The organism is Thermococcus waiotapuensis, assembly GCF_055384795.1.
The window spans coordinates 446,972-463,562 of record NZ_AP042429.1 but is presented as its reverse complement, the minus strand read 5'-3'; the positions used below and the strand labels follow the sequence as shown (position 1 = coordinate 463,562).

Here is a 16,591-nt window from a genome sequence, read left to right as displayed (position 1 = left end):
CCCTTTTGCTGGAAACCGGAGGTTAAGGAAAGCTTTAAAATGGCATAAGCGATTTCTCCTTTCAGTTTGGGGGTGCAAACATGAAAACAAAGGTTGCCATAATAGGCGCCGGGATAAGCGGCGCGAGCATAGCACGCGTTCTGAGTAAATACGAGAACCTTGAGGTTCACCTCATAGAAAAGGCCCCCGATGTCGGCTGGGGCGTGAGCAAGGCCAACACTGCCCTAATCCACGGGGGCTATGACGATGACCCCGATAAGTACCCGGTGAGGGCGAGGCTGTGCATAAAGGGAAACCGGCTGTGGCATCAATGGGTTAAAGAGCTCCAGATATCCCACGTCTGGAACGGGGCGCTAATAGTTGCTCTCCAGGAGGAAGACTTCGACGAGCTTGAGAGGCTCCTTGAACGCGGAAGGAAGAACGGCGTGCCGGAGATGAAAATGGTTGAAAAGGAGGAGCTCTTCCACCTTGAGCCTGGCCTCACAAAGGAAGCCATCGGTGCCCTCTGGGTTCCCATAGTCGGCCAGATAGCGCCGATTCCAGCTGTTATAGCGCTCGTTGAAAACGCAGTTGCAAACGGGGTAAAGACCCACCTTGAGACAGAAGTGAAGGGAATAAAAGTCGAAAACGGCGAGGTTAGAGGAGTTGAGACCAGCGACGGCTTCATAGAGGCTGACGTAGTCATCAACGCGGCCGGCCTTTACGCCGATGAAATAGCGAGGATGGCTGGAATAGAATACTTCGAGATTCACCCGAGGAAGGGTGAATACTTCCTCTTCGACGACGATGTTCCCGGTCCGAGGAGGGTTCTCTTCCCGACGCCCACTCCAATAAGCAAGGGGATCGTCGTTACGACCGAGATAAGCGGACACCTGATGATAGGGCCTAACGCCCAGGATTTGCCCCCTGAAGAGAAGGATAACCTCGCCACAACGAGGGAAGGGCTCGAAGAGGTCTGGGAAGGTGCCAAAAAGCTCTGGCCCCAGTTACCTCCAAGGAGCAAAGTCATCAGAACCTTCGCCGGCCTGAGGCCCGAGCCAACGGGTGGGGATTTCATAATCAAAGCGGAAGAAGAGGTCTGGGGCTTCATAAACGTAGCTGGAATCCGCTCGCCCGGCCTTACCAGCGCTCCGGCGATAGCCTACGAGGTTGCAGGGATAATCCAGCGCGACCTCGGAATCAGGCTAATCGAGAAATCCAGCTGGAACCCCTACAGGAGGGAAATCACGCACTTCTTCATGCTCCCACCTGAGAAGGCCAACGAGATTGCAAAAAGAAACCCCGCCTATGGAAAGATAATCTGCAGGTGCAACAACGTGAGCGAGGGAGACATCTTGGAGGCCATCGAGAGGATGAAGTTCATAGGCGTCAAAACGCCGAGCGTCGATTCCATCAAGTTCAGAACGAAAGCAACAACCGGAACGTGCCAGGGGAGCTTCTGCAGGCCGAGGATAATCCAGCTCCTGGCGAGGGAATACTGTGTGGAGCCCTGGAGAGTCACGCTGAAGGGTAAAGGAAGCGAGATTGGAATAGGCGACGTTAAAGCCCTCCTCAGGGGTGAGGAGTGATGGTGCCTTCGGAAATCCCGATGCTCAGCTACGATGTTGTCGTCATCGGGGGCGGGCCAGCGGGGATGGCGGCAGCTGCCAGAGCCAGGGAGCTCGGTTTAAGCGTTCTCCTTCTGGAAGAAAACGACTACCTCGGGGGAATCCTCCCCCAGTGCATCCACCCCGGCTTTGGGATACACTACTTCAGAGAAGAGCTTACAGGACCAGAGTTTGCCTCGAGGCTTGCGAAGAGGCTCGTTGAGCTCGGAGTGGAGTACAAGACAGCCGCCCGTGTGATTGAGATAGAGAACTACTCTGACCTGGAGAAGGTGGTGGTCTTCGCCTCTCCGGGCGGTGTTTACCAGGTCTGGACGAAGGCCATAATTTATGCGGCGGGAGCGAGGGAAAGGCACGCCTTCGAGATAGGCATAGCTGGCGATAGAGTTTCAGGCATTTACACGGCCGGGGAGGCGCAGACGCTGATGGACATCTACGGCGTTCTTCCAGGGAAAGAAATCGTCATAGTGGGCTCCGGCGACGTTGGCCTCATCATGGCGCGCCGCTTTGCCCTCGAGGGGGCAAAAGTGAAGGCCGTTGTTGAGCTCATGCCCTATCCAGGAGGTTTAGCAAGGAACGTGATGATCCTGAGGGACTTCAACATTCCGCTCTACCTGAGCCATAAAGTCGTTGAGGTGCGCGGAAAGGGCCGCGTCCAGCGCGTTAAGGTGGTCAAGGTTGACGAGAACTTCCAGGAAGTCCCCGGAAGCGAGTTCTGGATAGAGGCTGACACCCTGATAATCTCAGCTGGCCTCATTCCTTCAGTTAAGCCCCTCAGGAAGATCGGCGTCGAGATTGACCCCGCAACGGGGGGACCGGTGGTCAACGACAGGCTCGAGACGAGCGTTCCGGGGATATTCGTCGCCGGGAATTCACTGGTAATCAACGACCTCGTGGACTACGTTGCAGAGCAAGGTGAACTTGCCGCCGAGGGGGCAAAGGAGTTCATAGAAAACGGTGGAATCGGGAGCAGGAAGTGGGTGAAAGTGGAGAAAGGCTCCAACGTCCGCCTTGTTTTACCCCACTACCTGAGCGGGGAGAGGGACGTCTACCTATACCTCCGCGTTGCAAAACCGATGGAAGACGTTGAGCTGAGGATTCCCGAGATAGGCAAGAGGCTCAGGCTCCCGGTGGTGAAACCAGCGGAGATGATAAGGCTCAAGCTGAAGGCGGGTGAGACCCAGAGGGCCGAGGGAAAGCTGACCGTGGAGGTGGTCAAGGCATGACCACATACCGCTTCACCTGCATCGTCTGTCCCTTGGGCTGTGCCATCGAAGTTGATCTTAAGGAAGGAAAAGTCCTCGGGGTCAGGGGACACACCTGCCCGCGCGGTAAGGAGTGGGCCATCCAGGAGGTCATGAATCCAAAAAGGGTCGTCATGAGTGTCGTTCCCGTTGAAGGGGGCGCCCTTCCAACGGTGAGCATCAAAACGGCAGAGCCTGTCCCGAAGGAGAGGATTCCCGAGCTGATGAAGTTCCTCGCCAGGATAAAGCTAAAGGCGCCAGTGAAAATTGGGGACGTTGTGGCGGAGTGGGAGGGGATAAAAATAGTGGCCACGAGGGGCGCTTAGCCCCGCAATATTTCCCCCGCTCGTTGTTGGCCGAATTAGAGGGCCTCGAACTTCTGGAGGAATATCCTGATGTCGGTCTTGAAGGGTTCTTCCGCCCTCTTGAGCTCCTCGTTCAGGAGACGGAGGAAATCCTGCATATTCCCCGACTTTCTCCAGAGGCTTCTCACGAGGCCTTCAAGCCTGTCGTAGTACTCAACGTAGGGCCTGGCTTCGAAGAGTGCCTCTTTTATAAGCTTTTCAGCGTTATCCACACTTCATCACCCCCACATTCTCCTCAAAAGGTAATACCAGGCCTTCTGCTCGTCCTCGGCACGTCCCATGATCAGGAGATACCTCAGAAGGGCGACGTTAACGAAGAGCAGGAGGATCAGTATGATGTCGTACGCCGGAACGGCAATGCTCAGGAAAGCGAAATAGTCCCAGAGGAAGTGAAGAAACATAGCAGTCAGGAGAAATCCCCCGACGGAATCCCCCTTTCCCTCGGCCACCAGCCCGTAGCCGACGCCAACTATGGCGCTCCAGGTTCCGTGGACAAAGGGTGTTAAGAGCGCCCTGAATACCGTGACCTGAAGCCCGTAACCGAGCCCGTAGAGGAAGTTCTCGGTCGCCGCAAAGCCGAGGCCAGCCGCAACGCCATAGACAACGCCATCCATTATGCCGTCCATCTGGCTTGCCCTGAAGGGGAGGAGCATTGCCAAGGCCTTGGAGGGCTCCTCAACGACCCCCGCGACCAGGGCCATGTAGAATGCTCCAGCGGGCAGTAGATAACCCCCGATACCCCATCTGGGCGTTAGCAGTGCCTCCACTACAAAAGCCACGCCAACCGAGAGCGTTGCCCCGAGAAAGAACGTCCCTATCACGTATTTCTTGGGTTCCGGCTCCAGCTTATCCTCATGGTAAAAGTACCAGAGGAGGATGAGAACTGGTACATAGGCGAAGAAAACCAACCATTCGAGCGTACCCATGGCACCACCTTCAGTTCATTAGGCTTCCAGGTTTTTTAAGGTTTGCATGGCCTTTATTACTTCATAAAGTAGTAACTACCTGCACAAAAGCTATATCTAAGGAACTTCGAAGTAAGAAGGGTGGTGTGATGGACAGAAAAGTTGTCCTCATCGCGCTGGCGTCCTTCATGGCTGTGTTGATAGTGGGAATATTCTGGGGAAGCATCCTGGAAAGGGCAAACCCGTCACCCCCGAAGCTCATCTCGCTGGAGCTCCAAAGGGGCAATCCAACGCAGGGAGAAACGGAAGGGGCCTATTCCATTGTGGGCAATATACTCTCGGATTGCTCGAGGGCGCTTACGTACCAGACCCCGAAGGCAGTGGAGGTGCAGATCTACGAACTCGACGACAAAATGTACAGCCTCCTAACCGAAAAGAAAGAAGAAAACACCACCTGCTCTAAGGAGCTTGTCAAGGGGACTCTAACCCTCCAGTTTGACCGGAAACTGGAAGGGCTCTCGGTCGAGATCTGGGTGGGAGAAACCGCCAGCGACGGGCAACATGTCTACTTCCGGTTAATAGGGACGTGGCAGTTTACGGGGAACTCAACAGCCCCCCTCTACCTGGCCCCGTCTCCGGATAAGGATTACAAGCTGATGAAGCTCGAGGAGCTCAAAACCCTGGTGAAAGAGAACGGGATTCACGTGATAAAAGGGTAAGCTCCAGCGCCCACCTCAGACATCGCAACCCTTAAAAACCCAGCCTCCAACTCGGCTCGACTCGGCGGGTTCAGCCCGCGGGATGTTCCCGGAAGGGAGAACCACAAACGGGGAAGAGGTGTGAAAGATGGGAATGTACAAGTACATTAGGGAAGCCTGGAAGAGCCCCAAGAAGAGCTACGTCGGCGAGCTCCTCAGGAAGAGGATGATCCAGTGGAGGAGGGACCCGGTAGTTACGAGGATCGAGAGGCCGACGAGGCTCGACCGCGCCCGCTCTCTCGGCTATCAGGCGAAGCAGGGCTATGTTGTAGTCCGCGTCAGGGTCAGGCGCGGAGGAAGGAAGAGGCCGAGGTGGAAGGGCGGAAGGAAGCCGAGCAAGATGGGTATGGTCAGGTACTCACCGAAGAAGAGCCTCCAGTGGATCGCCGAGGAGAAGGCCGCGAGAAAGTTCCCCAACCTTGAGGTCCTCAACTCCTACTGGGTCGGGGAAGATGGCATGTACAAGTGGTTCGAGGTCATTCTCGTTGACCCGCACCACCCGGTCATAAAGAGCGACCCGAAGATAGCCTGGATAGCTGGCAAGGCCCACAAGGGCAGGGTCTTCAGAGGACTCACAAGCGCCGGAAAGAGGAGCCGCGGCCTGCTGAACAAGGGCAAAGGCGCTGAAAAGGTCAGGCCCAGCATAAGGGCCAACGATGGCAGGGGCAAGTGAAGGCCCCTTCCAATTATATTATAAGCGAGAGCGCCAGAAGGGCAAAAGAGGCGCCGATCATCAAGACCTCACCCGGGCCGATTCTGTACTCGTAGGGCGCTCCCAGCACGCCGGAATAGCCTCTGGCCTCAATTGAGTCCCCCATGTCCATCGCGAATAGAACGGAGCGGACCAGCAGGGGAACCGCGACTGCCTTAGCAGCGCCGAGACCACCTTTCATGCCCCTCGCCTTCTGGGCATCCTGTATTTCGGACGAAAACCTCGCCAGAGCCTCAATTTGACTGAGGGCTATTCCAGCGGCGAGGGCAAAATCGGAGGGCAAGCGAAGCCTCCTAAGGGCCAGTACTACGTCCCAGCTCCCCGTTGTCGAGATCAAAAGCTCCCCCAAAAGGAGAAGGGCGAGAACCCTGAGGAAATAGCCGAAACCCATGGGAAGGGACAGCAGGGCAACCGGGAGGCCAGCCGGAAACTTTCGGGCCTTAAGAAGGGCCAGTGCCGAGAAGAGGGTCACACCTAACGGAACGGCTGGACTGGAGGATACCATCACCCCCAAACCCAAAAAGACCGTTGAAACGATTTTAGCCCTCGGATCTTTTCCCATAGCAATCCCCGAGGAGAGGTGTCCTCAAACCGTAGGCCGAAAGGTCAACGTCGAAGAGCTCACCTGTGCGACCACTCACCGAGATCTTTCCGTCCGAGAGGATTACAAACCTGTCAGCCAACGCGTAAGCCAGCTCAACGTCGTGGGTTATGAGGAGCACGCCCTTTCCCGTATCCTTCAGGCCCCTCACGGTCTCAACGACCGCTTTAATGCCATGACCATCGAGATTGCTGAAGGGCTCGTCCAGTATCACGTAGTCCGTCCCCATGGCAAGAACGCACGCCACGGCGAGCTTTCTCTTTTCGCCGCCGCTGAGGCTCAGCGGCTTCCTGTCACGGTAGTCCCACAGACCCACCCCCCTGAGTGCCCGTTCCACCAGTCTCTCGACCTCCGAAAGGCCCAGGTTCGAGGGGCCAAAGGCAACCTCGTCAAAGACCCTGCCAGTGAAGAACATTCTTTCTGGTTCCTGAAAGACGTAGCCAACTTTTCTGCTGAGCTCACTCGTTTTGGCCTTCCTAACATCGATTCCGTCCACGAGGATCGTCCCTTCGTCCGGTTTCACTAGCCCGATTATCATCTTGGCCAGCGTGGTCTTCCCGCTCCCGTTCGGCCCCAGGAGAGCGAGGACTTCACCGCGGTGAAGGTCGAAGCTGACTCCCCTCAGAAGCTCCCTCCCGCCAACTTTGTGCCTAACGTTCCTCACCTCTATCATGGAGCTCCCCCGCTATGGCTTCCGTTACCAGCTTAGCCACCGCGACGAGGCTGACGTTTTCCCCGAGCTCCATTGAGAGGGAGGTGGCACCCTCTGGAACGGGGTTTCTGACGTTCAGCCCGATTCCAGCAACCACCTTCGGCCTCTCCGGTTCACCGAGAACCTCAACGAGAACCCCGCCGATCTTCTTTCCTCCCACAAAGAGCCCGTTTTCAACAGCTTCAACTTCCAAAAGCTCTGAAAGGGATTCTGCCACGACTTCAGCCATTTCCTCTCTAAGGGCCGGGGGATCCCGATCCCTCGTCACGACGGACAGATAAAGCCCGCCGGGGGGCGAGACCCACGTCCTCCCAAACCTGCCCCTCCCTGAAACCTGCTCCCCGGCCAGCACGAAGACATCGTAAACCCCTCTCCAGGCCAGTTTAAGGGCCTCCTCCATTGTACTTCCAGTTTTCGGGAAGTAAACGCTCCTCCCGCTCAGTTCCCAGGGATAGGGGACATCGGGCTCTTTCAAAAGCCTGTAGCCCCGTTCAGCCCTTATCAAATAGCCCAGGGAGTTGAGTTCCCTTATGTACTTCCACACCCCGACCCTGGACATCCCCAGCTCCCTGGCGAGGCTCTCCCCGCTCACCTTTCCCTCCCTGAGCCGGGAAAGAATGTGCCTCTTAGCAGGGCTATCCTTTATGGGCCTCATCGGATTTCGTTAACCAAAAGAATTTTAAGGTTTACGCAATTGCCCCCCGGGTGATCGAATGGAGCCAGGGGAGATAGCAGAGATATCGCTCTTCGCGGCCCTGACTGCCGTGGGGGCCATGATAAGCATCCCCATAGGCCCCGTTCCCATAACCCTGCAGGTTCTCTTCGTGCTCCTTTCGGGGCTCCTGCTGGGGCCGAGGCTCGGCTTTTTAAGCCAGGTTCTCTACCTCACCATTGGAGCCATGGGGTTTCCCGTATTCTCCCGCTTTTCAGGCGGAGTTGCAGTTCTCTACGGACCAACGGCTGGTTATCTCTGGGCCTTTCCTCTGGCCGCGTTGGTTGCGGGGCTTTTTAGAAAAAGGACTGGTTTGGCCCTAGCTGGCTCTCTCATCGGCGTGGGGATAATCTACCTTCTCGGGTGGTTCAGGCTGAGCCTCCTCATTGGAGAAGCCAGAGCCTTTGAGGTCGGTGTCTTACCCTTCGTCCCCTCTGATGCCCTTAAGGCCATCGCTGCAGTGTGGATAGCAAAGGAGGTCAGGGCCCTCCTCCCGGAGGACGCCCTCTAAACCTTTTAAAGCTGGCCTTCCAATTCATTCCGGTGGGGAAGATGGAGAAGCTTAGGGCGCACCACGTCAGACTTACCACCTTTATCCAGGCGACTGAAGACGAGGACAAGGTCCTCGACGCGATAGCGACCTTTATTCCCGAGGAGACAGACGAGGATGACTTAATCTTCGACGTCGTTGAGACCGAAGGCTACTTCGGCAACCCGATCAAGGTGGTTAACGTTGAGATACAAAAAAGCAGGGCCGTGAGGCAGTTCCTCGACTACTTCAAGGAACTCCTGAGCGAGGAGGATAAGCGCTACATCCTCGAGAACCTCGAGGAGAATGTTGATGAAGAGGGAACCCTCTACGTCCGCTTCAACAAGCAGAAGGCTTATCTGGGTGATGTCGAGATAGATGAGGGAGCCGACGTCATCCAGGTCAGGATAAAGGTCAAGGCTTTCCCCATGAGGAAAGAAGCCGTTGTCAAAGCCATCAGGGAGTGGCTGGAGGAATGAGCGAGGAGCTTTCCTTCTCGCGGGACTATTTCATAGAGATGGACGTGAGGAGCGATGAAGCATATCAGCTCGCGAGCGAGTGGTTTGACGAGGTGGTGTTCACAAAAAAGCTCGTCCTTGAAAGCTCCCCCGACTGGGGCGCGCTTAGGGAGGAGCTGAAAGCCCTCCGCGGGGCCTACGGCAAAGTTGCCCTCCTGCTCGTCACAAAAAAGCCGAGCCTCATCCGGGAAGTCAAAAACCGCAGTCCAAAAGCCTTAATCTACGTCCAGGGAGGGGACATGCGGGTGAACCGCGCCGCCCTCGAGGCAGGCGTCGATGCCCTGATAAGCCCCTGGCTCGGGAGGAAGGATCCAGGCTTCGACCACATATTGGCAGGAATAGCCGCAAAGAACGGGGTCGCGGTGGGGTTTTCCCTCTCCCCACTCCTCCGAGTTAGCCCCTACGAGAGGGTTCAGCTCCTCCTCTTCATGGCCAAGACATGGCAGCTCGTGAGGAAATACGACGTCCCGCGCTTTATAACGAGCTCCGCAGAGGGCAGATGGGAAGTGAGAGGACCGAGGGACCTGATGAGCCTCGGGATAAACCTCGGAATGGAAATCCCGGAAGCGAGGGCGAGCCTGAACTTCCACCCGCGCTCCCTTCTCCTGCGACTTTGACTATTCTCTGTCTTTTTCAGGAGAATTTTTAGTGATAATTGGCGTTTGCATGTTAAAAATCTGCCCGAATAAAGCCAGTTCCTTTCCCTTTCACAACTACAAAAAGTTGTATAACTGTAAAGAATATCTAACATCAAAAAATATGTCGAAAATTATATAAACACGGATCCCTACCTGCTGTCGGTGATGGCATGAAGCCCCTCCATGAACCAGTCTACGTTACAATCGCGTTCAGACAAACAGGAAATCCGGAACTCTCGGACAGGGGCTTCGACCTCAAATACTCCCGCGAAGAAAACCCGACCGTCAGGGAGCTGGAGCGCAGTCTCTCCGCTCTAGAAAGTGGAAGAGACTCATTAGCCTTTAACAGCGGAATGGGGGCCATAAGCTGTCTCTATTTATCCCAGCTCTCGGCCGGCGATGAGGTTGTCCTCCCCATGGAAGGCTACGGAACGAGCATCCAGCTGGCGGAGGAACTGGGAAAGTTCGGGGTCAAAGTTAAGCTCGCCTATCCCGATGCCAGCTCGCTTGTAGAAGCGATAAGCGAGGAGACGAGGCTTGTGTTCCTTGAGACCATCACCAACCCGACGCTAAAGGTCATAGACGTTCCAGAGGTGATAAAGAAGGCCAAGGAAGTTGGGGCGAAGGTCGTCGTAGACAACACGTTCTCGCCCCTGGTGTTTAAGCCCCTCAAACACGGCGCCAGTGGGGTTGTCCATAGTCTCAGCAAGTACATAGCAGGCCACAACGACGTCCTTGGAGGTGCAATAATCCTGGGCGATCTGGACATAGAAGAACTCTGGCACTGGAGGAGGAGACTCGGTTCAATAATCCAGCCGATTGAGGCGTGGCTTGTTCTGAGGGGTATAAAGACCCTGGAAGTCCGCTTTGAGAGGATGAGCGGGACAGCCAAGGCCGTGGCCGAGTTCCTGAGTGAGCATCCGAAGGTCAGGACAGTCCACTACCCTGGCCTGAAGGACAATCCCCACCACGAAACCGCGAGGAGGCTCTTCGAGAAGCCCCTCTTTGGGGGAGTCGTCTCCTTTGACCTCGGAAGCGAGAGAGAAGCGGAGAGATTTCTCTCCTCTCTGAGGAGAATCTTTCCCTCACCGTCTCTTGGAGGAACTGAGAGCCTGGCAACCTATCCATCGAAGAGCGCCGCGAAGACGATGCCTCGGGAGAGGAGGGAGAAACTTGGGATAACACCGGGCTTAATACGCCTCTCCGTCGGGCTTGAACCGGTAGAGGAGCTCATCGAGGACATAGACAGGGCCCTGGGGGGTGGTTGAGATCAGGGCAACGACGTGCCCGAGGGGACTGTTGAACGGCCCCTGCGGTGGGGCGCTCAACGGGAAGTGCGATGTTGACGGTAAGGAATGCCCCTGGTTCAGCATAGTGGAGAGGTTCAACGTTGATCCCTCGACCCTCTTTGAGGAGCACCCACTGCTCCTCGAGATGGAGGATCTCGTGGAAAGGGACTCAGCTCCGAGGGCCTCAGCATTCTGGAGGAACATCGAGAGGGGAAAAGCCTTTAGCGTCGAGTTTCCGGTGGCGGCCGTAAAGGGGACTGAAGATTCACTGGAGATCCTTGAAATGGTCGAAGCTGACATGATTGCCATTCCAGATAACCCCCTCGGTTACCCCCACTACGACCCAGTGGCTGTTGCATGCTATCTCAAGTCCCTCGGCCTGAAGACCGGGGTCATGCCTCACATCACAGCAAAGGACAGGAACCTGAGCGCCCTTACGTCGGAACTCAGAACGGCACAGGTGTTTGGATGCGAGTTCGTTCTCGTGACGACCGGCGATTGGCCCGGCTTTGCCATACCGAGCAGGCCCGTATTCGACCTGGACTCGGCCAACCTGGTAAGGCTGGCAAGGCTCGTGTTCGCCGGGGTAATGCCCACCAAGGAGGTCGTTGAGGTTACCTCGAGGCCGAGGGTGGCAACCACAATGAACCCACACTACGGGCCAAAGGTTGAAGCCAAAAGGCTCGCGAGGAAGCTCATAGCTGGAGGTGAAGTCTTCTTCACCCAAGTGGTTGCATCCACCGAGAGCGTGAGAAACATTGAGGGGACACTAAAGGAGCTCGAAAGGTACGCTGACGTTGACGTTCCCGTTGTCGTTTCGCTGCTCTACCCCCTCAGGGAGGAAATGAAACCGTTTCTCAAGGGCATGAGGATTCCAGTCGGAAACGAGTCCTTTGAGGAGCTCCTGGAGGAGCTCAAGGCCGTTGATGCCGTCAGGGGGATAAACCTGATCGTAAGCTCCCGGGAAATCGGGGAGTGGTTTGGACTCTTGGAAGTTGCCAGGGAGAAGGTTAAGGAGGTGTTCGGATGATAGTTCCGGCCTTAATTGGTAGTCTTCCGAGACCGGTTTCGCTGGCCAAGGCGATAGAGCAGTACTCGATAGGAAGGCTGAGCCAGGAGAAGCTTGAAAAGGCATATAGGGAGCACACGGAGAGGGCCTTCTTAAAACTTAGGGAAGCCGGCATAAAGGTAATTACCGACGGTCTGTACCGCTGGGACGACATTTTCAATCCGCTGATAAGGTTCATAGACGGCGTTGAGGTCAATGGACTCTTCAAGTTCTACGAGAACAACTTCTTCTACCGCTCGCCCGTCGTTAGGGATGAACTATCGCTGAGGGAGAACCCCATTCCAGAGTGGGTGAACATCGCCCTCGAGATCAAGGAGAGAGTCTACCCTGAAGCGACTCTCAAGGCCGTCCTTCCGGGGCCAGTTACCCTCGCCTACCACTCAATAAACGAGGCCTACGAAAGCCTGGACGAACTGGCAGAGGCTTACGCCGGAGTTATTGGGGAGCTAATGAAGGAATTCCCCGTTGAACTGGTCGAACTCCAGGAGCCAGCCCTGGCGGCCGAACTCTCAAGGGCAACAATGGAGAACAGAGAGCACGTCTCTCCGGGGAGGGCAAAGGAACTCATAGAGCGGCTTGTGAGGATAAGAAAACTCTGGGTTGTCACGTACTTTGGCACCCCGAGGGTTCTTCCGGAGGGGGTCATCCTCAACGTTGACATCCTAAGCGGCACGGTTCCGGAGAACTACAGCGGAAGGCTCGGCCTTGGGGTGATTGATGCCAGGGAGACGAAGATGGAAAGAAGGGACCGGCTGATCGACAAGCTTAGGCCTTACCTGAGGAGATGGGGAGAGCTCTACGTTACCCCGAACACGCTCCTTGACTTTCTGCCCGAGAGTGTTGCCTGGAAAAAGTTGAAACTCCTCGGAAGACTGGGGGGTGAGTGAGATGGAGCTTCCGATACTTCCAACAAGCGTAATCGGCAGTTACCCAAAGCCAAGATGGCTTTTGAGGGCGTACAGCCTTTACAAGCTCGGCAAACTGCCCGAGGAGGACTTTAGGGAGGCAGTTAAAGATGCCAGCGTCGCGGTACTCAGGGAACACGAGAGGGCTGGCGTTGACATCCCGTGGGACGGTGAGATGGGAAGGAGCGAGATGACCGAGCACTTCACAGCCAAGATATCCGGCTTCAAGTTCTACGGACCGGTCAGGGTTTGGGGCAACGCTTACTTCAACAAGGCCTCAGTTGTCTCAAAGCTCGAGTACCGCGAACCGCTCGTTCTTGACGAGTTCCGCTGGGTAAAGGAGAATACAACGAGGGAAATCATCAAAGTCCCAATAACGGGGCCCTACACGATAGCCGAGTGGAGCTTCAACGAGTACTACTCAAGCAAGGAGGAGCTGGCCTTTGAACTTGCCAATATACTCAACAGGGAGTTCAGGCTCCTGGAGAAAGAAGGGGCCAGCTTCATCCAGATAGACGAGCCTGCCATGCTGAACCATCCGGACGAGGTCCCAATAGCGGTGGAAGCCATAAACCGGGCCGTAAAGGGGGTTAGAGTGAAATTCGGCCTCCACGTCTGCTACTCCAACTACTACCTCCTCGCAGACTACTTCGATGACCTAAACGTCTCTCAGTTCGCCCTTGAGTTTGCCAACAGAAACTTCAGGGACATGGAATACCTCAAGAAGCTCACCCACCAGGAGCTCGGCTTTGGCGTTGTTGACGTCCACAACCCGCGCGTCGAGAGCCCGGAAGAGGTGGCGAAGGCCATAAGGAAGGTCTTTACTTATATTGAGCCTGAGAGGCTTTACGTCAACCCTGACTGCGGGTTAAAGCTCCTCGACAGGAGAATAGCATACCAGAAGCTCGTTAACATGGTGAAGGGCGTTGAGATCGTGAGGAAGGAGCTGGCCAGGGAAGGGAAGGAGAGTATACCCTTCAGGGGGTCTGTGTGATGCTCTACCCTGGCTGGACGCTCGTCGTTAAGTTCGGAGGGACTTCAGTCAGGGACGACTTCAGGGATGCGGTCTCATTCGTTTCCCGCCTCTCGGATGAAAACGAGGTCATTGTCGTCGTCTCAGCCCTCAAGGGGGTTACGGACGCACTGATAGATTTAGCCAGTGGGAAGGGAAATCTGGCGGAGATAGTGAGCTTCCACATTGACTTCATCCGCAGGCATAACCTCCCGCTGGAGCCCTTTAGGGGAGTCTTTGAAGAGCTGAAAGACGTCTTAGGGAGAAGGGACGAATTCCCGTCAGAGGAAGCCTTCAGGGATCAGGTGCTATCATTCGGGGAGTGGATCTCCGGGATAGCGTTTACAGAAGCTTTAAAGCGTGAGGGTATTTCCGTTGAGCTCTTCGAGCCCTGGGAAATTATAGCAACGACAGGAGACTTCGGCAACGCCAGAGTAAACATTGTGGAGACTTCCCGCAGGGTTTTCCCCCTCAAAAGGGCCCTCAGGGAAGGGAAAATCGCCGTAGTTCCTGGCTTTGTTGGGGGATTCAAGGGCTATCGCACGACGCTCGGGAGAAACGGGAGCGATTACACAGCAACAGTCCTCGGTAAGGCTCTGGACGCTAAGGCAGTCCTCATAATGCGCGAGGTTGACGGCATCTACACCGCCGATCCGGGGAGGGTTCCAAGCGCGAGGCTCATACCCTTCCTCTCCTACGACAAGCTCTACTTAGCGGCAAAGGCGGGAATGAGGGCAATCCACCCTGGAGCAGTAGATGTTGCAAAGGGAACCCCATTAATTTTCGGCAGGACGAGGGACTGGAACGTCGGGACGGTTGTGGGTTACGAGTCCTCGAGTCTGCCGATAATAGCCCACAGGGTCGTCGGCGACACCGCGGAGATAACCGTCATAGGAACCACCGAAGTCCCAGGTTTTGAAACGGAGACAGGTTCTGAGAGGGGAATCCCCTGGGCCAGGCTAAGGGTTCCAACGGCGAGACTCGGGAGCACGCTCAACAGGATCCACTGGCTCATAGTGGAGAGAAACACACCGAGGCCGAGGACGTTGTCCCTCCTCTCAGCTCCGATGGGAGAAGGGTGCTTAACGGCATTCAGGGGGGATGTGGATGAGGGTGCGGGTTCCCGCAACGGTGGCCAACTTTGGGCCAGGATTTGACGTCTTCGGCGTTGGAATCGGTGAGCCTCACGACGAGCTTCGCTTTAGGGAATCGGATGAGTGGAGCATAAACGTCAGGGGCTTTCCGGTTCCTGCAGATGGTTCGAACGTTGCCGTGGTGGCAGCCAAGACCCTGGCCTCAATGGTCGGCGAGGAGGTGGCGCTGAGAATGGAACTGAAGAAGGGCATAAGGCCCAGGAGCGGACTCGGCAGTTCGGGAGCTTCATCCCTTGCAGGCTCCCTGGCAATGGCGAAGGTTCTGGGTGTGGAAGATGAGGAGCTAATACTCAAGGCGGCTATGGAAGGTGAAAGGGCGGCATGTGGAAGTGCCCACGGCGACAACGTTGTCCCGGCTTACTACGGCGACTTTACAGTCATAGAGTCCTTGAATCCCTTGAGGGTTCACAGGATTCCCGTTGATTTTCACGTTGTGGTAGTCCTCCCATCGGTCGAGATTCCAACAAGAGAAGCAAGGAAAGTCCTTCCTGAAAAGGTACCCCTTAAGGATGCTGTCAAAAACGTCGCCCTGGCTTCCTCACTCGTTAAGGCCCTTCAGGAGGGAGACCTGAAAACCGTGGGGAGGCTCCTTGATGACAGGTTAGCCTTCCCCTACAGGAGGAGACTCTACCCATGGTGGGAGACCGCTAAGAAGGCTGCAATTGAAGCTGGAGCATACGGTGTCTCAATCTCGGGCTCGGGGCCCGCCGTTTTTGCCATAGGTGAGGACGTTACCGAGATAGGAAAAGCCATCGCTGAGGCGTTTAATCGGATGGATATCGAGGCAGAAGCTTACATTACCGTTGCCGGGAGGGGTTTTGAGTGGTTCTAAAGCCTTTAAGGGGGTGATAGAATGAGGGTCGCCGTCCTCGGGGCAACGGGAACTGTGGGAAGAACCTTCGTGAGGCTCCTCTCCGGACATCCCTGGTTTGAGCTCTCTAAGGTGGTCGCATCTGAGAAGAGCGCCGGAAAGGCCTATGGGGAAGTCGTTGAAGACTCACCGGAAGAGTTTGAGGAGCTTGAAATCGTTTCGCTCAGCGATTTTATTAAGGATCCTGACGTTGACCTAGTCTTCAACGCATTGCCGGCTTCCCTCTCGCTGGAGATTGAAGAAAGGCTCGCCGAAAAAATCCCGGTCTTCACAAACGCCAGGGTGCACAGATATGACGATGACGTCCCCATCCTTGTCCCTGAGGTCAACGGGGAACATCTGGAGCTCATAGAAGTTCAGAGAGCCAGGCGGAACTGGGAGGGTTTCATAGTAACCACCCCTAACTGCTCCACCGCGATTTTAACGGTTTCCCTTGCCCCCCTCAGGGAGTTTGGAATCAAAAGGATAAACGTCGCCACTATGCAGGCCATAAGCGGGGCCGGTTTCTCAGGTCTCTCGGCACTGGCAATACAGGACAACGTGATTCCCCTGATAGACGGCGAGGAGTGGAAGATAGAGAACGAGAGCAGAAAGATACTTGGAAAACTCAGGGGAGAAAGGATAGAACCTGCTTCGTTTAGTATCTCCGCCATAGCAACTCGCGTCCCCGTTTTGCATGGGCACACCGAGGCTGTCTTCCTGGAGCTCGAAAGAGGAGACGTTGATGATATAAAGGAAGCCTTCGACTCCTTCGATCCCCTGAGAAAGCTCGACCTTCCGAGCTACGAGAAGCCCCTTGTTTACACGGACGTTCCACAGCCGAGGCTCCACAGGAACAGGGGTAAGGGGTTAACGGTAACGGTTGGGAGAGTGGAAAAAGGAGAAAACGGCTTTAAATACGTAGTAACCGGCCACAACCTCGTCCGGGGAGCAGCCGGGGGATCCATCCTCAACGCGGAGCTCGCCTACAGGCTCGGATACCTAAAATGAAAA

General features: G+C 55.7%; 20 protein-coding genes. 15 read left to right on the top strand and 5 right to left on the bottom strand.

Annotated features, from left to right (window positions below; all coding sequences use genetic code 11):
- The first annotated feature begins 80 nt into the window (after positions 1-80).
- From ACZ47M_RS02615 to ACZ47M_RS02605, 3 genes are read left to right on the top strand one after another with little or no spacing between them, the layout of a single operon-like run.
- On the top strand, positions 81-1,568 hold the full coding sequence (locus ACZ47M_RS02615) for an NAD(P)/FAD-dependent oxidoreductase (protein WP_315339755.1): 1,488 nt from the start codon (positions 81-83) through the stop codon (positions 1,566-1,568).
- Positions 1,568-2,830 carry an NAD(P)/FAD-dependent oxidoreductase gene (locus ACZ47M_RS02610; RefSeq protein ID WP_315339752.1) on the top strand — a complete coding sequence of 421 codons (1,263 nt, stop codon included), beginning with the start codon at positions 1,568-1,570 and terminating at the stop codon, positions 2,828-2,830. The genes ACZ47M_RS02615 and ACZ47M_RS02610 overlap by 1 nt, the downstream gene beginning before the upstream one ends.
- Positions 2,827-3,174, top strand: coding sequence for a DUF1667 domain-containing protein (locus ACZ47M_RS02605; protein ID WP_315339749.1), 348 nt, complete (start codon positions 2,827-2,829; stop codon positions 3,172-3,174). Before ACZ47M_RS02610 ends, ACZ47M_RS02605 begins: the two co-directional genes overlap by 4 nt.
- 35 nt (positions 3,175-3,209) lie before the next feature.
- On the opposite strand, the gene ACZ47M_RS02600 is transcribed toward ACZ47M_RS02605, so the two are convergent.
- Entirely contained in the window at positions 3,210-3,425 is a 216-nt protein-coding gene (locus tag ACZ47M_RS02600) for a hypothetical protein (protein ID WP_315339747.1), read from the bottom strand.
- Between the two features lie 6 nt (positions 3,426-3,431).
- Positions 3,432-4,139: a PrsW family intramembrane metalloprotease gene (locus ACZ47M_RS02595; protein WP_315339746.1), complete on the bottom strand. Its 708-nt coding sequence runs from the start codon at positions 4,137-4,139 to the stop codon at positions 3,432-3,434.
- A 128-nt stretch (positions 4,140-4,267) separates the two neighbouring features.
- On the opposite strand from ACZ47M_RS02595, the gene ACZ47M_RS02590 reads away from it, so the two are divergent.
- On the top strand, positions 4,268-4,837 hold the full coding sequence (locus ACZ47M_RS02590) for a hypothetical protein (RefSeq protein WP_315339744.1): 570 nt from the start codon (positions 4,268-4,270) through the stop codon (positions 4,835-4,837).
- 127 nt (positions 4,838-4,964) lie between these two features.
- On the top strand, positions 4,965-5,549 hold the full coding sequence (locus ACZ47M_RS02585; protein ID WP_010477241.1) for a 50S ribosomal protein L15e: 585 nt from the start codon (positions 4,965-4,967) through the stop codon (positions 5,547-5,549).
- Positions 5,550-5,562: 13 nt separating this feature from the next.
- On the opposite strand, the gene ACZ47M_RS02580 is transcribed toward ACZ47M_RS02585, so the two are convergent.
- The 3 genes from ACZ47M_RS02580 to ACZ47M_RS02570 are packed head-to-tail and all read right to left on the bottom strand — an operon-like array spanning position 5,563 to position 7,556.
- Positions 5,563-6,093 (bottom strand): energy-coupling factor transporter transmembrane component T, encoded by a 531-nt coding sequence (locus tag ACZ47M_RS02580; protein WP_315339741.1) that lies wholly within the window; start codon positions 6,091-6,093, stop codon positions 5,563-5,565.
- Positions 6,094-6,127: 34 nt separating this feature from the next.
- Positions 6,128-6,862, bottom strand: coding sequence for an energy-coupling factor ABC transporter ATP-binding protein (locus ACZ47M_RS02575; protein ID WP_315339740.1), 735 nt, complete (start codon positions 6,860-6,862; stop codon positions 6,128-6,130).
- A complete protein-coding gene (locus tag ACZ47M_RS02570; protein ID WP_315339738.1) occupies positions 6,840-7,556 on the bottom strand; it encodes an HTH domain-containing protein in 717 nt (238 codons plus the stop codon). The genes ACZ47M_RS02575 and ACZ47M_RS02570 overlap by 23 nt, the downstream gene beginning before the upstream one ends.
- A 58-nt stretch (positions 7,557-7,614) precedes the next feature.
- Here ACZ47M_RS02570 and ACZ47M_RS02565 point away from each other — a divergent pair, with 58 nt between their 5' ends.
- From ACZ47M_RS02565 to asd, 10 genes are all read left to right on the top strand, one after another.
- Complete coding sequence (locus ACZ47M_RS02565) at positions 7,615-8,124, top strand: biotin transporter BioY (protein ID WP_315339736.1); 510 nt, start codon at positions 7,615-7,617, stop codon at positions 8,122-8,124.
- A 41-nt stretch (positions 8,125-8,165) separates the two neighbouring features.
- Positions 8,166-8,621 carry an RNA-binding protein gene (locus tag ACZ47M_RS02560; protein WP_315340901.1) on the top strand — a complete coding sequence of 152 codons (456 nt, stop codon included), beginning with the start codon at positions 8,166-8,168 and terminating at the stop codon, positions 8,619-8,621.
- A complete protein-coding gene (locus ACZ47M_RS02555) occupies positions 8,618-9,277 on the top strand; it encodes a Ribonuclease P protein component 3 (protein WP_315339734.1) in 660 nt (219 codons plus the stop codon). Before ACZ47M_RS02560 ends, ACZ47M_RS02555 begins: the two co-directional genes overlap by 4 nt.
- Before the next feature lie 191 nt (positions 9,278-9,468).
- Positions 9,469-10,566, top strand: a complete 1,098-nt coding sequence (locus tag ACZ47M_RS02550; RefSeq protein ID WP_315339732.1) for a cystathionine gamma-synthase family protein — start codon at positions 9,469-9,471, stop codon at positions 10,564-10,566.
- Complete coding sequence (locus ACZ47M_RS02545; protein WP_315339731.1) at positions 10,559-11,617, top strand: methylenetetrahydrofolate reductase C-terminal domain-containing protein; 1,059 nt, start codon at positions 10,559-10,561, stop codon at positions 11,615-11,617. Before ACZ47M_RS02550 ends, ACZ47M_RS02545 begins: the two co-directional genes overlap by 8 nt.
- Positions 11,614-12,543 carry a uroporphyrinogen decarboxylase/cobalamine-independent methonine synthase family protein gene (locus ACZ47M_RS02540; protein ID WP_315339729.1) on the top strand — a complete coding sequence of 310 codons (930 nt, stop codon included), beginning with the start codon at positions 11,614-11,616 and terminating at the stop codon, positions 12,541-12,543. Before ACZ47M_RS02545 ends, ACZ47M_RS02540 begins: the two co-directional genes overlap by 4 nt.
- 1 nt (position 12,544) lies before the next feature.
- Entirely contained in the window at positions 12,545-13,555 is a 1,011-nt protein-coding gene (locus ACZ47M_RS02535; protein WP_315339728.1) for a methionine synthase, read from the top strand.
- Positions 13,555-14,730, top strand: a complete 1,176-nt coding sequence (locus ACZ47M_RS02530) for an aspartate kinase (RefSeq protein WP_315340898.1) — start codon at positions 13,555-13,557, stop codon at positions 14,728-14,730. The genes ACZ47M_RS02535 and ACZ47M_RS02530 overlap by 1 nt, the downstream gene beginning before the upstream one ends.
- Positions 14,681-15,559 carry a homoserine kinase gene (locus tag ACZ47M_RS02525; protein WP_315340895.1) on the top strand — a complete coding sequence of 293 codons (879 nt, stop codon included), beginning with the start codon at positions 14,681-14,683 and terminating at the stop codon, positions 15,557-15,559. Before ACZ47M_RS02530 ends, ACZ47M_RS02525 begins: the two co-directional genes overlap by 50 nt.
- Positions 15,560-15,580: 21 nt before the next feature.
- Positions 15,581-16,588, top strand: coding sequence for an aspartate-semialdehyde dehydrogenase (gene asd / locus ACZ47M_RS02520; protein WP_315339726.1), 1,008 nt, complete (start codon positions 15,581-15,583; stop codon positions 16,586-16,588).
- Positions 16,589-16,591 lie beyond the last annotated feature (3 nt).

What these genes read in the sequence shown, in the direction of transcription:
- ACZ47M_RS02615 (WP_315339755.1), top strand. Translation starts at nt 81, where the DNA reads ATGAAAACAAAGGTTGCCATAATAGGCGCCGGGATAAGCGGCGCGAGC.
- ACZ47M_RS02610 (WP_315339752.1), top strand. Translation starts at nt 1,568, where the DNA reads ATGGTGCCTTCGGAAATCCCGATGCTCAGCTACGATGTTGTCGTCATC.
- ACZ47M_RS02605 (WP_315339749.1), top strand. Translation starts at nt 2,827, where the DNA reads ATGACCACATACCGCTTCACCTGCATCGTCTGTCCCTTGGGCTGTGCC.
- ACZ47M_RS02595 (WP_315339746.1), bottom strand. Translation starts at nt 4,139, where the DNA reads ATGGGTACGCTCGAATGGTTGGTTTTCTTCGCCTATGTACCAGTTCTC.
- ACZ47M_RS02590 (WP_315339744.1), top strand. Translation starts at nt 4,268, where the DNA reads ATGGACAGAAAAGTTGTCCTCATCGCGCTGGCGTCCTTCATGGCTGTG.
- ACZ47M_RS02585 (WP_010477241.1), top strand. Translation starts at nt 4,965, where the DNA reads ATGGGAATGTACAAGTACATTAGGGAAGCCTGGAAGAGCCCCAAGAAG.
- ACZ47M_RS02580 (WP_315339741.1), bottom strand. Translation starts at nt 6,093, where the DNA reads ATGGTATCCTCCAGTCCAGCCGTTCCGTTAGGTGTGACCCTCTTCTCG.
- ACZ47M_RS02575 (WP_315339740.1), bottom strand. Translation starts at nt 6,862, where the DNA reads ATGATAGAGGTGAGGAACGTTAGGCACAAAGTTGGCGGGAGGGAGCTT.
- ACZ47M_RS02570 (WP_315339738.1), bottom strand. Translation starts at nt 7,556, where the DNA reads ATGAGGCCCATAAAGGATAGCCCTGCTAAGAGGCACATTCTTTCCCGG.
- ACZ47M_RS02565 (WP_315339736.1), top strand. Translation starts at nt 7,615, where the DNA reads ATGGAGCCAGGGGAGATAGCAGAGATATCGCTCTTCGCGGCCCTGACT.
- ACZ47M_RS02560 (WP_315340901.1), top strand. Translation starts at nt 8,166, where the DNA reads ATGGAGAAGCTTAGGGCGCACCACGTCAGACTTACCACCTTTATCCAG.
- ACZ47M_RS02555 (WP_315339734.1), top strand. Translation starts at nt 8,618, where the DNA reads ATGAGCGAGGAGCTTTCCTTCTCGCGGGACTATTTCATAGAGATGGAC.
- ACZ47M_RS02550 (WP_315339732.1), top strand. Translation starts at nt 9,469, where the DNA reads ATGAAGCCCCTCCATGAACCAGTCTACGTTACAATCGCGTTCAGACAA.
- ACZ47M_RS02540 (WP_315339729.1), top strand. Translation starts at nt 11,614, where the DNA reads ATGATAGTTCCGGCCTTAATTGGTAGTCTTCCGAGACCGGTTTCGCTG.
- ACZ47M_RS02535 (WP_315339728.1), top strand. Translation starts at nt 12,545, where the DNA reads ATGGAGCTTCCGATACTTCCAACAAGCGTAATCGGCAGTTACCCAAAG.
- ACZ47M_RS02530 (WP_315340898.1), top strand. Translation starts at nt 13,555, where the DNA reads ATGCTCTACCCTGGCTGGACGCTCGTCGTTAAGTTCGGAGGGACTTCA.
- ACZ47M_RS02525 (WP_315340895.1), top strand. Translation starts at nt 14,681, where the DNA reads ATGAGGGTGCGGGTTCCCGCAACGGTGGCCAACTTTGGGCCAGGATTT.
- asd (WP_315339726.1), top strand. Translation starts at nt 15,581, where the DNA reads ATGAGGGTCGCCGTCCTCGGGGCAACGGGAACTGTGGGAAGAACCTTC.